Source organism: Acidobacteriota bacterium (assembly GCA_016716715.1).
In the GTDB taxonomy this organism is placed as follows: Bacteria; Acidobacteriota; Thermoanaerobaculia; order UBA5066; family UBA5066; genus Fen-183.
This window is the reverse complement of the sequence record JADJVE010000005.1, coordinates 153,373-167,253: the sequence shown is the minus strand read 5'-3', so window position 1 is coordinate 167,253 and position 13,881 is coordinate 153,373. Positions and strand designations below refer to the sequence as shown.

Annotated in this window: 12 protein-coding genes; 3 read left to right on the top strand and 9 right to left on the bottom strand. The window is 74.0% G+C overall.

Annotated elements, in window-relative coordinates; genetic code table 11:
- Positions 1–6 precede the first annotated feature (6 nt).
- Positions 7–579 (top strand): hypothetical protein, encoded by a 573-nt coding sequence (locus tag IPL89_09950; GenBank protein MBK9063502.1) that lies wholly within the window; start codon positions 7–9, stop codon positions 577–579.
- 1,663 nt (positions 580–2,242) lie between these two features.
- Here the strand turns inward: IPL89_09950 and IPL89_09945 are convergent.
- From IPL89_09945 to IPL89_09905, 9 genes are all read right to left on the bottom strand, one after another.
- Positions 2,243–2,782: a hypothetical protein gene (locus tag IPL89_09945; protein ID MBK9063501.1), complete on the bottom strand. Its 540-nt coding sequence runs from the start codon at positions 2,780–2,782 to the stop codon at positions 2,243–2,245.
- Between the two features lie 20 nt (positions 2,783–2,802).
- Entirely contained in the window at positions 2,803–3,786 is a 984-nt protein-coding gene (locus IPL89_09940) for a UbiA family prenyltransferase (GenBank protein MBK9063500.1), read from the bottom strand.
- Positions 3,783–5,126 carry a DUF92 domain-containing protein gene (locus IPL89_09935; protein ID MBK9063499.1) on the bottom strand — a complete coding sequence of 448 codons (1,344 nt, stop codon included), beginning with the start codon at positions 5,124–5,126 and terminating at the stop codon, positions 3,783–3,785. Before IPL89_09935 ends, IPL89_09940 begins: the two co-directional genes overlap by 4 nt.
- Positions 5,123–5,980, bottom strand: coding sequence for a dTDP-4-dehydrorhamnose reductase (rfbD, locus tag IPL89_09930; GenBank protein ID MBK9063498.1), 858 nt, complete (start codon positions 5,978–5,980; stop codon positions 5,123–5,125). Before rfbD ends, IPL89_09935 begins: the two co-directional genes overlap by 4 nt.
- A gap of 39 nt (positions 5,981–6,019) precedes the next feature.
- Positions 6,020–7,351, bottom strand: a complete 1,332-nt coding sequence (locus IPL89_09925; protein ID MBK9063497.1) for a hypothetical protein — start codon at positions 7,349–7,351, stop codon at positions 6,020–6,022.
- Positions 7,352–7,419: 68 nt separating this feature from the next.
- Positions 7,420–9,651 (bottom strand): LPS-assembly protein LptD, encoded by a 2,232-nt coding sequence (locus IPL89_09920; GenBank protein MBK9063496.1) that lies wholly within the window; start codon positions 9,649–9,651, stop codon positions 7,420–7,422.
- 26 nt (positions 9,652–9,677) lie between these two features.
- A complete protein-coding gene (locus tag IPL89_09915) occupies positions 9,678–10,340 on the bottom strand; it encodes a CoA transferase subunit B (GenBank protein ID MBK9063495.1) in 663 nt (220 codons plus the stop codon).
- Positions 10,340–11,038 (bottom strand): CoA transferase subunit A, encoded by a 699-nt coding sequence (locus IPL89_09910; protein MBK9063494.1) that lies wholly within the window; start codon positions 11,036–11,038, stop codon positions 10,340–10,342. Before IPL89_09910 ends, IPL89_09915 begins: the two co-directional genes overlap by 1 nt.
- Before the next feature lie 30 nt (positions 11,039–11,068).
- Positions 11,069–12,250: a thiolase family protein gene (locus tag IPL89_09905; GenBank protein MBK9063493.1), complete on the bottom strand. Its 1,182-nt coding sequence runs from the start codon at positions 12,248–12,250 to the stop codon at positions 11,069–11,071.
- 93 nt (positions 12,251–12,343) lie between these two features.
- On the opposite strand from IPL89_09905, the gene ruvX reads away from it, so the two are divergent.
- Positions 12,344–12,766: a Holliday junction resolvase RuvX gene (ruvX, locus tag IPL89_09900; GenBank protein ID MBK9063492.1), complete on the top strand. Its 423-nt coding sequence runs from the start codon at positions 12,344–12,346 to the stop codon at positions 12,764–12,766.
- A 10-nt stretch (positions 12,767–12,776) separates the two neighbouring features.
- Positions 12,777–13,847 carry an endolytic transglycosylase MltG gene (gene mltG, locus IPL89_09895; protein MBK9063491.1) on the top strand — a complete coding sequence of 357 codons (1,071 nt, stop codon included), beginning with the start codon at positions 12,777–12,779 and terminating at the stop codon, positions 13,845–13,847.
- The last annotated feature ends 34 nt before the right edge of the window (positions 13,848–13,881 follow it).

Below are 13,881 nucleotides of genomic sequence, written 5' to 3'. Positions count from 1 at the left end.
GCACCCATGAAAGAGATTCGTTCCGCCGTCAACGCCCTGTTCCTCTTCGCGATCTTTCTCCTCGTCTACTCGGCCGTCGTCCCGGGGCACGCCCGCGGGAGCGTCCGCGGACCCCGCTTCCTCAGGATGCAGGTCGAGGACACCCGCCAGGCCGGGCACCCCGTGAAGGTGTCCCTCTCGGTCCCCTACGGCTTCGTGTCGGGCGCGTTGCGGTTCGCGTCCCTCGGCAAAGTCCGCCGGGAGCTGGACCTGCACTTCGACGAGTCCGTGGACGCTTCCGAGGTCCGGACGATCGTCCAGGAGCTGAAGGACAAGCCCGAGGGCACCGAGGTCGTCCGCACGCACGACGGCGAGACGCTCACGCTCCGCAAGGAGGGCGGCGTCGTCACGCTGGAGGTCCGAAAGAAGGAAGGCGAGACCGTGACGCTGAAGCTCCCGTGGCGGCTCGTGGACGCGCTCGCGGAAGGCGACAAGGACCTCGACGTGAACGGCCTCGTCTCCCAGCTGCGCGATGCGCAGCGCGGCGACCTCCTCGAGGTCACGGCGCCGGACGCCCACGTGAAGATCTGGGTCGAGTAGACGCCCCCCCCCCGGGGCGCCCCCCGGGCCCCCCCCCCCCCCCCCGGGGCGGCCCCCCCCCCCCCCCCCGCCCCCCCCGCCCCCCCCCCGCCGGCCGCCCCCCCCCCCCCGCCGGCGGCCGCCGCCCGGGCCCCCCCCCCCCCCCCCCCCGCCCCCCCCCCCCCCCGCCCGGGCCCCCCCCCCCCCCCCGCGGCCCCCCCCCCCCCCCCCCCCGGGGCCCCCCCGGCGCGGGAAGCGCCCCCGGGCCCCTCGGGGCCCCGGGCCCCCCCCCCCGGGGGGGCCCCCCCCCCCCCGGCCCCCCCCGGGGCCCCCCCCCCCGGGGGCCGGGCCGCCCCCGGCGCCCCCCCCCCCCCCGGCCCCGCCCCCCCCCCGCCGGGGCCGGGGGCCCCCCCGCCCCCCCCCCCCCCCCCCGCCCCCCGGGAGCCCCCCCCCCGGGGGAACCCGCCCCCCCCCCGGGCCCCCCCGCCCCCCCCCCCCCCGCCCCCCCCCCGGCGCCCGCCCCCCGCCCCGGGGGGGGCGCGGCCCCCCCGCCCCCCCCCCCCCCCCGTCGGGACGCCCCCCGCCCCCCGCCCGCCCCGGCGCCGCCCCCCCCCCCCGGGGGCGCCCCCCCCCCCGGGGGCGCCCCCGCCCCCGGGCCCCCCGCGGGGCCCCCCCCCGCGCGGGCCGCCCCCGCCCGCGCCGCCGCCGGGCCCCCCGCCCCCGCCGCCCCCCCGCGGCCCCCGGGCCCCCCGCCCGCCGGGCCGGCCGCGCCCGCCCGCCCCGCCGGGCCTGCGTCACCCCCCCCCGGGCCCCCGCCTCCCGCCCGCCCGTTGTGGGGGGTGCCGCGCGGCGGGCCCCAGGCCCCGCGCGCGGTCCCGCGCCCCGGCGCGCCCCCCCCGCCCCCCCCCCCCCCCCCGGGCCCCCCCCCCCTTTTTCCCCCCCCCCCCGCCGGCCCCCCCCCCCCCCCCCCCCCCCCGCCCCCCCCCCCCCCCCCCCCCCCCCCCCCCCCCCCCCCCCCCCCCCCCCCCCCCCCCCCCCCCCCCCCCCCCCCCCCCCCCGCCCCCCCCCCCCCCCCCCCCCCCCCCCCCCCCCCCCCGCCCCCCCCCCCCCCCCCGGCCCCCCCCCCCCCCCCCCCCCCCCCCCCCCCCCCCCCCCCCCCCGGCCCCCCCCCCCCCCCCCCCCCCCCCCCCCCCGCCGGGCCACCCCCCCCCCGCCGGCTCCTCCTCCCCCCCCCCCCCCCCCCCCCCCCCCCCCCCCCCCCCCCCCCCCCCCCGCCACCCCCCCCCCCCCCCCCCCCCCCCCCCCCCCCCCCCCCCCCCCCCCCCCCCCCCCCCCCCCCCCCCCCCCGCCGCCCCCCCCCCCCCCCCCCCCCCCCCCCCCCCCCCCCGCGGTCCCCCCCCCCCCCCCCCCGGCCCCGGCCCCCCCCCCCCCCCCCCCCCCCCCCCCCCCCCCCCCCCCGCCCCCCCCCCCCCCCCCCCCCCCCCCCGCGCCCCCCCCCCCCCCCCGCCCCCCTCGCGGCGCCCCCCCCGCCCGCCCCGGCCACCCCCCCCACCCCGCGGCTGGCCCCCCCCCCCCCCCCCCCCCCCCCCCCGCCCCCCCCCACCCCCCCCCCCCCCCCCCCCCCCCCCCCCCCCCCCCCCCCCCCCCCCCCCCCCCCCCCCCCCCCCCCCCCCCCTGAACGCCCCTACTCGTCCGCGAACGGGTCGCGGCCCATGTCGGCGAGCAGTTTGTCGAGCCGGTACTGGCTCGGCCCGAACACGAGCCGCATCTCGCCGTTCTCGCAGACGACGTCCTTGACCTGCACGGACAGCTCGGGGGGCAGGATGCCGCTCAGGTCCACCACGACGATGCGGTCCTCGGGGTAGAAAAACGCGCGGCCGGGCGGCTGCATGTCGACGATCTTCTTGACGACCCAGTTCGGGATCGGAACGCGCTTGAAGACGCGCAGGTCCGCGATCGCGAACCCGAGGAAGCCGTCCTTGACGCGCATGTCGCGAACCTCGCCGCGGAACGCGACGGGGATCCCCTTCTTGACGCGCACCGCGATCCCGAGACGGCCGTCCTCGGGGTCGATCAGGACCTCGCGGACCTCGGGCACGTTGCGGATCAGCTGGCGCGCGAACGTGTTCAGCGTCGTCGCGTCGATGGCCACGACGAGCCCTTCCCAGCGGATCGTCAGGGCCGGCAGGTCGGGCGTCGGGGGCAGCGCGGCGGGCTCGAACACGCCCCATCGTACGCCAATTTCTAGAGCACGTACGCGAGCGCGAACCCCACCTGCGCGCACATGAGCATGAGGTACATGTGTGTCCAGGACGGGTGGTTCTCGGTCGTGGCGAGCTCGTCCGGATTGCGCCTGAGGAGGCTCACCGTGTACGCCCCCCACGTCGCGAGGAGCAGGCCGAGCGCCGTCAGGAGCCACGGGTTTCCGGAGAGCAGCCGGTGGCCGGGCGCGAAGGGGTCGTTCACCCACGCGAGGCCCGCGAGGAGCAGCCACGGCAGGACGAAGAACGGCGAGATCATCGCGACGGCCTTCCGGTTCCCGTACTTGACCGGCAGCGTCTCGCAGCCGCCCGCGCGGTCGCCCTCGGCGTCGGAGAAGTCCTTCGTCGAGGAGGCTCCGAGGAGAAACAGGCCGAAGAGGCCGCCGATGACCCACGGCTCGGCCGAGAACGCCGAGGCGACGAGCGTCCAGCCGGCGACCTTCAGGAGCGTCCCGCGCGGGACCGCGATCGTCACGTTCGCCCAGACGCCGAGCCGCTTCGTGCGCCCGAACGCGGGCACGGAGTAGACGAGCGTCGCGAGGAGGCCGCCCAGGAACAGGAAGAAGCACTGGTGCATCGGCACGGGCGCGAGCGCGCGGGCTGCGAAACCGGGAAGCGCGGGCACGACAATCCACCACGTGGGGACCATCGCGAGGACGTAGAGAATCCACGTGAGGCTCCAGGCGGAGCGGATCGACGCCTCGCCCGTCACGAGCGGGCGGTCGGGCTTGTTGATCCGGTCGACCTCGAGGTCCGTGATCTGGTTCAGGACGTTGGACGCCGCGTTCAGGAGCGACGCGCACAGCGCCCCCAGCGCGACGATCCCGAGGAGCGCCGGCGTCACGCGGTGCGCCGGGTCGGGGTTGTGGACGCTCCCGAACGCGCAGACGGCGCCCGAGAGGATGCCGAGGAGCGGCGGGAGCAGCGTGAACGGCCGCGTCAGACGGACCGCGGTCTTCGGCGTCACGAGAGGCCTCCGAGGAGCATGGCGAGAGGCGGCGCGGCGGCCGCGCCCGCGAGCGTGTTGACGAAGTTCAGGACGTGGCCGTTCGAGACGCGCCACGGGGCGCCCGCGCGGCCGAGGAGGCTCTCGAGAACGGTCCCGAGGAGGGCGGCGAGGACGACCGCGGCCGCGCCGGAGGGCGTAAAAACGAATGCCGCCACGCCGACCCACGCCAGGAGCCCCGCGGCCACGAGGCCGGCCAGCGTGCCCGCGATCGACACGGCGCCGTCCGTGCCCGGCGGCACGCGGCGGAAGTCCGGGAGGAGCACGGTCGGCGATGCGATCGCCTGGCCCACCTCCGTGCCGACCGTGTCCATCAGCGCCGTCGCGAGCGCCGCAGCCGCCGCGAGGTGGAGCGCGCCCGCGTGCGGGCCCAGGCCCGCGGCAAGGGCGCAGAACGCGGCCACCGAGACGTTCGCGAGAACGTTTGCGGCTCCGCGCCGCCCGCCCTTCTCTTCCGCCTTCCCCATCGCCTCCTTGCGGGACTTGCGGAAGCGCGTGGCGAGCGTGCCGCCGAGGAAGAACACCCAGAGAAGGACGTAGAGCCCCGCGCCGCCGAAGCCGAGGACGACCGTTCCGAGGAGCGCGCCCGCGAGGGCGCCGGAGGGCCGCACGACGCGCAGCGCCGCCGCGAGGCCCGCGACGGCGGCGTTGATGCCGAGGGCGACGGCGAGGGCGCGGAGGCCCGCGGGCCCGAGCGCGTCGAGAACGCCCGCGCGGCACGGCAGGAGGAGCGCGAGAGCCGCAGCCGCGACGAGCGGCGGCAGAACGTTGTCGTCCAGCTCCGACGGCAGGCTCTCGACGGCGGCCCCCACGAGCGCGGCGGCAAAGAGGCACGCGAATTCCCACCCGGACGGCACGCGCGTCGCGACGAAGCCAAACAACGCCGCGGCGCCGAGGAAGCCGAAGACGAGATAGCCGAGGAAGCCGGAGAGGGATTTCTTCGGGTTCCAGGGGAGACGGGGGCCCCCGAGAGTCATCCCCGCTAGGGTGGCGAAGCCGTCGCCGAATGCGAGGTAACCCCATCCTGCAGCGGCGATTTGAAGATTGCTTCGAAAGGTGAAGATCAGGAGGAGCACGATGAGCGGATACAAAGCAATGCCCACGGAAAAGCGCCTCGCCCGCTCATCCATTCTAAGAACATTCGGCGCGAGCCTCGGCAGCACGAAAACATTTGCTGCGAGAGCGACGCCCGCCGCGAGGGCGGCTTGCTGCCACGTGATCACCCGGAGGAGCAGTGCGAATCCCGCCATCCCGACGTGGACCGCCTTGCGGAGCGCTTCCTCGCGCGGCAGCGGCGTCATGCGAACGGAGCCGGCGACACGACGGCCCGGCGCTCGTCGAGGTACGCGGCGAGCGCCTGGTGCCAGTGCCGCGGCGTGACCTTCGTGAGGCGCTCGTAGAGCGACGTGTCGAGGACCGAGTGTCGCGGACGTCGCGCCGGGCGCGGAAACTCCTCGGTCGCGACGGGCTTCAGCGCCACGTCGTCGCGTCCGGAGAGGCGGAGCGACTCGCGGGCGAGGTCGTACCACGTCGCGTCGCCGCCGTTCGCGAAGTGGACGATGCCCGTCACGCGCCGGTCGACCAGCGAGCGGATCGCGGCGGCGAGGTCCCCGGCATACGTGGGTCGTCCGACCTGATCATCGACGACCGAAAGTTCGCGTGACCCCGCCTCGACCCTCTTCAGGATCGTGTCCACGAAGTTCGAGCCGCCGGCCCCGAAGATCCACGACGTGCGCACGACGAGGACCTCGTCGCCCTCCTCGAAGGCCCGGCGTTCGCCGGCGAGCTTGCCGCGCCCGTAGGCGTTCACCGGGTCCACGGGGTCGTCCTCGCGGTACGGCCGGATGGAACGGCCGTTGAAAACGTAGTCCGTCGAGACGTGGACGAGCGTCGCGCCGATCTCGCTGCAGCGGGCCGCGAGGAGGCCGACGGCGACGTGGTTCACGCGGTTGTGATGCGGGTCCGTCTCGGCCGCGTCCACGCGCGTGTCGGCCGCGGCGTTCAGGACGAGTCTCACGCCCGGCTGCACGGCGGCATGCACCGCCGGGACATCGGTGATGTCGAGGGCGGCGCGCGTGAACCGTTCGGCCGCCGGGAACTCGCGCCCGAGGGCGCGGCCCAGCATGCCGCCGGCACCTAGGATCACCGTCTGCACGGAAGGCGCAGTGTACCGGATGAGGCCCGCCGGACGGGGCTACTTGCGGAGGGGGACGGCGTAGGAATCGTTCGTCCCGGCGGCCACGTTCCCGTCGACGACGTAGGCGACGCCGACGACCGAGCAGCCCGCGGTCGCGTTGCGGACGACGACGGACGCGTTCCGCACGTCCCCGCCGATCGCGAACGTGTCCTTGAGCCGGCTCTTCTGCATCGCCGTGAACGGCGGCACCGTGAACGCACGGGACGCCCCGAGCGCGGCCCCGGAGCCGTCACGCACCTCGGCCTGGAGAACGCACGGCACGGTGGCCGTGTTCGCGAAGACGAGGTTCGTGCGGGTCGCCGCGTCCTCGCGGACGCCCGTGAACCGGCCGGTCTCTCCGGCCGCGAGCGCCTCGGGCGACGCGAGGCCCGGCGAGACGTCCACGCCCGCCGTGTACGGGCCGATCGTGCCGCCGCCCGGCGCGGGGGCCCAGGTGCGCGAGCCGACGAGGAGCCGGCGCGTCGACTGGATGAGCAGCGCTCCCCAGTCCTCCGCGTAGCCGTAGAGCCCGACGACGTCCAGGTAGAGCCGGCTTCCTCCCGCGGCGACGAGCTGGGGCGGCGCGACCGGCTGCCGCGCGGGCAGCGTCTGTTCGCCGTCGCTGCCGTGCGTGAGGTACTGCACGAGGAACTGCGCGTCGGCGTTCTCGAGGTTCGTCACGAACAGGTCGGTCGTGAAACCGCTGGAGCGCACGAAGGAGGGCACGAGGTACGTGTACGCGTACGCGACCGCGACGCGGGCGACGTTGAGCTTCAGCGTCCCGCCCGTGGAGGCGCCGACCTGCCCCGTGTAGGAGTCCGGCGCTCCGATCGCTCCCACGGCGATCGTGTACGTCGTTCCCGCCGACAGGTTGAGCGTGACCGAGGACTGGAGCGTCCCGGGGGCGTCGTCCGGGAAGAACGCGTTCCGGCCGCACACGCCCGAGACGGGCGCGAGCGTCCCGCAGCCGCCCGTGTAGACGCCGAGGATCGTGTCGTAATCGGCGGGGGCCGAACCCAGGGTGTCGATGCGATAAGTGTCCGAGGCTTGCGGCGTGAAGGAGAACCAGACCACCTTCGCGGGCTGCACCTGCCCGCCCGTGGGAAGGACGAGCTTCCCGTAACAGGGAAACGCGGGGACCGCGGAGTCGAGCGGAGCGGAGCGCGTGTCGATCCCCGCGGCGGCATACGGCAGGGAGGCAGGGTCGATCACGATCGGGGCCACACAGGACGCCGCGGCGGCCGGCGCTGGCTCGACGGCCCGAACGGCCAGCGGAAGGACTCCCACGGCGGCGAGGGCCGCTCCAGCGAGGGTCCGGGCGACGCGCAGGTGACGGATGGAAAGGCTCATGTACGGTTTTTTGGATGCCTCGATGGGCACGCCCAGTGGGGAGTGTCCCTTCCGCCGCCGATCCTTCGTCACGGCAGGCTGCCCGTGAAGTCCAGGAAGCTGCCCACGTTCCTGAGGGTGAGGGCCACCCGGTAATCCCGCGAGGGCGTCTCGCCGGTGCGCAGATCGCGGTATTCGACGAGGACCCTGAAACACGACGCCGAGAAGGTCAAGAGCGACCGGGACTCGAGCATCTTGCCCTTCGTGAGGTCGTAGTTCGCCTCGACGTCGAACCGCAGCTTCTTCGGCAGGATGGGCAGGCCGGCGGCGATCCGGAGCTGCGCGGAGGCGCCGGGGTCGGCCTCGGCCGGAATGATGACCGGGTGGCTGTCGAAGAGCGAGAGCGCGAGCGACCGCTCGCCGCCCGTCAGGATCGCCGTCACGCTCGCGGACGTCACCTGCCCGAAGTGCGTGTCCCACGTCAGGCGGCTGTCGAAGTTGAGCCCCTGCGCCGCGTTCACGCGCAGGACGAAGTCCGTCGGCGACGAGCGCTGCGCCGTGGGGCTCGGGCCGTACGTCGTGCCCTCGCCGGGCAGCTTGAAGTAGTAGTACCGCGCGATCTCGAAGGACGCGATCTCGCGCGACCCGCCCGTCTCGCCCTTGGCGAGGAGGTGCTGGAAGAGGGAGTAGCGAAGCGCGTTCGTCGGCGTGAGCGAGTCGATCTCGTCGAAGAGCGGCGTCGAGCTGAAGTCGTCGCGGCCCGAAAGCGTGACCCACTCGGCGCGCGGCTCGATCACGTGCTTCCACTTCGTGAAACCGCCGGCCTTCCAGTCGAAGAGGCGCGAGAAGGACGGCCCCGTGAGCTGGAGGTCCGTGGCGAGCGCCTCGCGCGTGTAGCGCTCCGCGAGGAGCGTCGTCCCGTCCTGCGAAAGCGACCGGCCGTACGTCGTGAGGCGCGGCGCGACGGAGGCCTCGAGAGAGAGCCAGGGCGCGACGGAGAGCGGCACGTTGATCCGCGGGAAGAGGTCGAAGCGGTCGTACGTGCCTGCCGGCTGGTTCGTGCCGCGGTCGACGTGGAGCAGCCCGCCCTGGGCGAGGACCTCGAGAAACACGGACTGGCCGAAGAACGCCGTCGGCCTCAGGCGCGCCTCGAGGGTGGGCAGGCGCTCGCTGACGACGGAATTGCCGTCGCCGAACCCGATGGCCTCCTCGCTCGAGATGCGGAGATTGAGGGACCACGGGTCCGGGCCCCACGTCAGGAAGCCCTCGCTCTTGAGGGAGCGCGTCGAGCCGAGCGCGAAGTTGCGGTTGAAGTCCTGGAAGAAGGCCGGATCCGAGAAGTTCAGCCACGTGACGACCCCGCGCACCTTCGGGGCGATGTCGTCCGAGACGAGCCGGCCCGCCGTCTGCCAGCGCCACTGGTCCACGGTCGGGTCCTGGATCGTGTAATACGTCCCTTCGAACCGCGTGCCGGCGGACGGCTGGCCGCGCAGCTCGGCGCCGAAGCCGTAGTACTTCTCCGTGTAGAAATCGCCGGAGAACGTCGCGTCCCACGAGCGGCCGATCGCCCAGTAGTACGAGAGGCCGAAGTACCCGCCGCGCGTCGAGTTGTAGCCGAGGCCGGGGACGAGGAAGCCCGACGCGCGCTCGCGCAGCGCCGGCCAGAGGATGTAGGGCGTCCAGAGGAGCGGAATTCCCCCGAGCGTGAACGTCGCGTTCTTGAGGCGGGCGTAGTCCTCGAGCGTGACGCGGCCGCTCTTCACGGTGAACTTCCACGCGGGATCGTCGCCGTCGCACGCCGTCACGGTCCCCTCCGTGAGCGTGAAGCTCTTCGGGCCCACCTTCGCGATCGTCGCCCCCTTGAGGTGGAAGCCCCCCTCGAGGTCGACCCGGCCATCGAGAAGGACGCCGACCTTGTCGTTCAGGTCGAGGTCGAGGCGCACGCCGAACATGCGCGAGAGGCCCTGCGCGAGCGTCACGTCGCCCTCGGCCACGACCGTGCGCCGTTTCAGGCTCCCGGTGACGCGGCGCGCCGTGAGGCGGATGTCCTGGTATTCGACCGTGACGAACTTCCCGGGCGGCGCCTCGGCCGTGAAGAGGTCCTCGTCCACGACCGTCTGCTTGCCCTGGGCGCCGCCCTCCTCTCCCGCGTCGATCGCGATGCGGATCGAGCCGCCCTTCTCGGGCAGCTTGAACTTCACCTCGAACCCGCCCTTCTCGCGGAAGCGCGCGGCGAAGGGGTCCGTGTCGAAGGAGGACTGGGAGAAGGCGCGCCCGGCGGCCAGGAGCCCGAGCAGGACGAGGCCGATTCGACGCATCACGTGACGCGCCGCAAGACGGAGGCCAGTCAGACCTTCATCTCGGGCACGTCGCCCGAAACGTCCAGCGGCGGCTCGGTCGCGGCGCGGATCTCCTCGACGGAGATCCCCGGGGCGCGTTCGACGAGCACGAGGCCCCCGCCCGGCTTCACGTCGAGGACGGCGAGGTCCGTGACGATGCGGTGCACGCAGCCTCGCCCGGTGAGCGGCAGCGTGCAGCGGTTCAGGATCTTCTTTTCGCCGTTCTTCGCGACGTGTTCCATCGTCACGACGATGCGGCGCGTCGCCGCGACGAGGTCCATCGCGCCGCCCATGCCCTTCACGAGCTTGCCCGGGATCATCCAGTTCGCGATCGAGCCCTCGGCGTCGACCTGCATCGCGCCGAGGATGCAGAGGTCGACGTGGCCGCCGCGGATCATGGCGAAGGAATCGGCCGACGAGAAGAACGAGGCGCCCGGGATCACGGTGACCGTCTCCTTGCCCGCGTTGATGAGATCGGGGTCGACCTCGCCCTCCGTGGGGTACGGGCCCATGCCGAGGATGCCGTTCTCCGACTGGAGGATGACCTCCATCCCGGCCGGGATGAAGTTCGAGACGAGCGTCGGCATCCCGATGCCGAGGTTCACGACCATCCCGTCGCGCAGCTCCTGCGCGGCGCGGCGGATGATGCCGTCGCGGTCGAGCTTCGCCATCAGCCCTTCCTCACGGTGCGGCGCTCGATCCGCTTGACGCGCGGCGCCACGACGACGCGCTGCACGAAGACGCCCGGCGTGTCGATCTCGTCCGGGTCGAGCGCGCCCGGCTCGACGAGGTGCTCGACCTCGGCGATCGTGATCTTCCCCGCCGTCGCGGCCATCGGGTTGAAGTTGCGCGCCGTCTTCCGGTAGACGAGGTTGCCGAGCCGGTCACCCTTCCATGCGGCGACGAGCGCGAAGTCGCCGACGATCCCGCGCTCGAGGAGGTATTCCTTCCCGTCGAAAACCTTCGTCTCCTTGCCTTCGGCCACGATCGTCCCGACGCCGGTGGGTGTGTAGAAGCCCGCGATCCCGGCGCCGCCCGCGCGCATGCGTTCGGCGAGCGTCCCCTGCGGGCAGAACTCGAGCTCGAGCTCGCCCGCGAGGTACTGCCGCTCGAACTCGGCGTTCTCGCCGACGTAGGACGAAAGCATCTTCCGGATCTTCTTCTTCCCGAGAAGGAGGCCGAGGCCCCAGTCGTCCACGCCGCAGTTGTTCGAGACGCAGGTCAGGCCCGTCACGGGAGAGGCCGCGAGCGCGAGGATGAGGTTCTCGGGAATCCCGCAGAGCCCGAAGCCGCCGACGACGAGCGTCGCGCCGGACGGCACGTCGAGGACGGCCTTCGCCGCCGCCTCCGCCGGGCTCCCCGCACGCACGACCTTGTCGATCACGGGCTGATTATCCGGTCAGAGGGCTTCCACGACCATCGCGGTGGCTTCTCCGCCCCCGATGCAGATGGACGCGAGCCCGTACTTCCTCTTCCGCGCCTTCAGGGCGTGGACGAGCGTGGTGACGATCCGGGCGCCGGAGGCGCCGATCGGGTGGCCGAGCGCCACCGCGCCGCCGTTCACGTTCACCTTGTTCGGGTCGAGGTCGAGGTCCTTCACGAACGCCATCGCGACGACCGCGAAGGCCTCGTTGACCTCGAAGAGGTCGATCGACGCGAGCGGGATGCCCGCGCGCTCCGCGGCCTTCTTCGCGGCCGCGATGGGCGCCGTCGTGAACCACTCGGGCTCCTGCGCGAAGGACGCCTGGGACAGGATCCGCGCGATCGGCTTGGCGCCGGCCGCCGCCTTCTCGCCCGCGAGGACGAGGGCGCACGCGCCGTCGTTGATCTTCGACGCGTTCGCGGCGGTCACGGTGCCTTCCTTCTGAAATGCGGGCTTGAGAGATCCCATCTTCTCGAGCTTCTCGAGCGGCGTCGCGAACGGCTCCTCGTCGCGGTCGACGACCGTCGGACCCTTCTTGCCCTCGATCGTCACCGCCGCGAACTCGGCGTTGAAGTCGCCCGACTCGTTCGCGCGGCGCGCGCGCTGGTAGCTCTCGAGCGCGAACGCGTCCTGCGCCTCGCGCGTGAACGCGTACTTCTCGGCGCACATCTCGGCGCAGACGCCCATGTGGATGTTCTTGTACGGGTCCCACAGGCCGTCCGAGATCATCGAGTCGAGAAGCTGCCCGTGGCCCATCCGGAGCCCGAGACGGCCCTTGGGGACGAGGTACGGCGCGTTCGACATGGACTCCATGCCGCCCGCGACCACGAGCTCGAACTCGCCCGAGCGGAGCGCGTTCGCGGCGTCCATGACGGCGCGCATGCCCGACCCGCAGACCTTGTGGAGCGTCACCGCGCCGGTGCTCTTCGGGAGGCCGGCCGCGAGGAGCGCCTGGCGCGCCGGCGCCTGGCCCTGGCCCGCCTGCAGGACGTTGCCCATCCAGACGTGCTCGACGCGCGCGGCGGGGACCTCGGCGCGCTCGACGGCGGATTTGATCGCGACGGCTCCGAGGGCGTGCGCGGGGAGCGTGGACAGCGAGCCGAGGAAGGAGCCGATCGGCGTGCGAGCGGCGGAAAGAATGAAGACGTCTTGACTCATGATCCTGGTTTCTCCGAGGCGGCGGGCGCCGCCGAAGGACGCAGATTGTATCCGGAGTGGACTTCGCCGACGCGCGCTCCTACGATGAGACTCGTGCGCGTCCTCGCGGTCGACTTCGGCGAGAAGCGGATCGGCCTCGCGGTTTCGGACGAGACCGGACGCGTCGTCGTCCCGGTCGGCGCCGTCGGGCGGACGAGCGACGCACAGGCGGCCGCGGACGTCGCCCGCGCCGCGAAGGAACGCGAGGTCTCGCGCGTCGTCGTCGGCCTTCCGCGCAACCTCGACGGGAGCGAGGGCTCGATCGCGCGCCGCGCCCGCAACTTCGCGCGCCGGCTCGGCGAGGCCTCCGGGCTGCCCGTCGACCTCCACGGCGAGGCGCTGACGTCCGTCGCCGCCGACGCGGCGCTCGACGAGGCGGGAGTCCCCATGCGCGGGCGGGCGGGCGCGCGGGACGCGGAGGCCGCCGCGGTCCTCCTCCGGGACTGGTTCGCGGCGCACCCGGGAGGAGCCGCGTGAGGGGCCTCGCGTGAAGCGCACGGCCGCGATCCACAAGCGCCACCTCGTGCCGCTGCTCGTCTGGGTCGTGCTCTTCGCGCTCCTCGCGGGGGCGGTCGGCTTCGGCCTCCTGCTCTACGGCGTCAAGGCGCCCTACAAGGGCTACGACGGCGACGAGGTCATCGTGTCGATCGCCCCGCGGACGCCGTCGGCCACCGTGTTCGCGCAGCTGGAGTCGCTCGGCGTCCTCCGCGACTGGCGGCTCGGCCTGGTCGCCCTCAAGGTCCTCCACCGCGGCAAGACGCTCAAGGCCGGCGAGTACCGCTTCGCGGGGCCGCGCGCTCCCGACCAGGTCGTCCTCGCGCTCGTCGCGGGCGACGTCGTGACGTACCGGATCACGGTGCCCGAAGGCTTCACCGCGGAGGAGATCTTCTCGCTCTTCTACTCGCAGGGCTTCGCGTCCCAGAGGGATTACGAGTTCCTCTTCACGCGTCCCGCGGAATTCGAGGGAGTCCCCGCGGGCGCCCCCACGCTCGAGGGGTTCCTCTTCCCCGACACGTACACGGTCACGCGCTCGATGACCGCGCGCGAGATTCTCTCCGCCATGACGCGCCAGTTCGCGCGCCGGCTCCCGCCCGACTTCGCCGAAAAAGCGAAGGCCGGAAACATGGGCGTCCTCGAGGCGACGACGCTCGCGTCGCTCGTCGAGAAGGAGACCGCCCTCACCGTCGAACGCCCAGTCGTCGCGGGCGTCTACCGCAACCGCCTGAAGGCCGGAATGCTCCTGCAGTGCGACCCGACGACGATCTACGCCCTGAAGCGCCTCGGGCGCTGGCGCGGCGCGCTCGCCCGCTCGGAGCTCACCGTGGACGAGCCGTACAACACGTACGTGCGCGCCGGCCTCCCGCCCGGGCCGATCTGCAACCCCGGGCTCGCTTCCCTCCGGGCCGCGGTCGCACCCGCGGACGTCGACTACCGCTACTTCGTCGCCGCGGGCGACGGCTCGCACCTCTTCTCGCGCGACTACGAGGACCAGCAGCGAAACGCGGCCCGTTACCACGAGGCGAAGCGGGCGGCCCGCGAGGAGCGCACGACGCCCTGACCGGATCGGACTGGTAGACTGAGGCGCACCCGAC

Excerpts from the sequence above, each read along its gene's own strand:
- IPL89_09905 (MBK9063493.1), bottom strand. The coding sequence starts at position 12,250 with ATGAGTCAAGACGTCTTCATTCTTTCCGCCGCTCGCACGCCGATCGGC.
- IPL89_09925 (MBK9063497.1), bottom strand. The coding sequence starts at position 7,351 with ATGAGCCTTTCCATCCGTCACCTGCGCGTCGCCCGGACCCTCGCTGGA.
- IPL89_09950 (MBK9063502.1), top strand. The coding sequence starts at position 7 with ATGAAAGAGATTCGTTCCGCCGTCAACGCCCTGTTCCTCTTCGCGATC.
- IPL89_09915 (MBK9063495.1), bottom strand. The coding sequence starts at position 10,340 with ATGGCGAAGCTCGACCGCGACGGCATCATCCGCCGCGCCGCGCAGGAG.
- IPL89_09935 (MBK9063499.1), bottom strand. The coding sequence starts at position 5,126 with ATGACGCCGCTGCCGCGCGAGGAAGCGCTCCGCAAGGCGGTCCACGTC.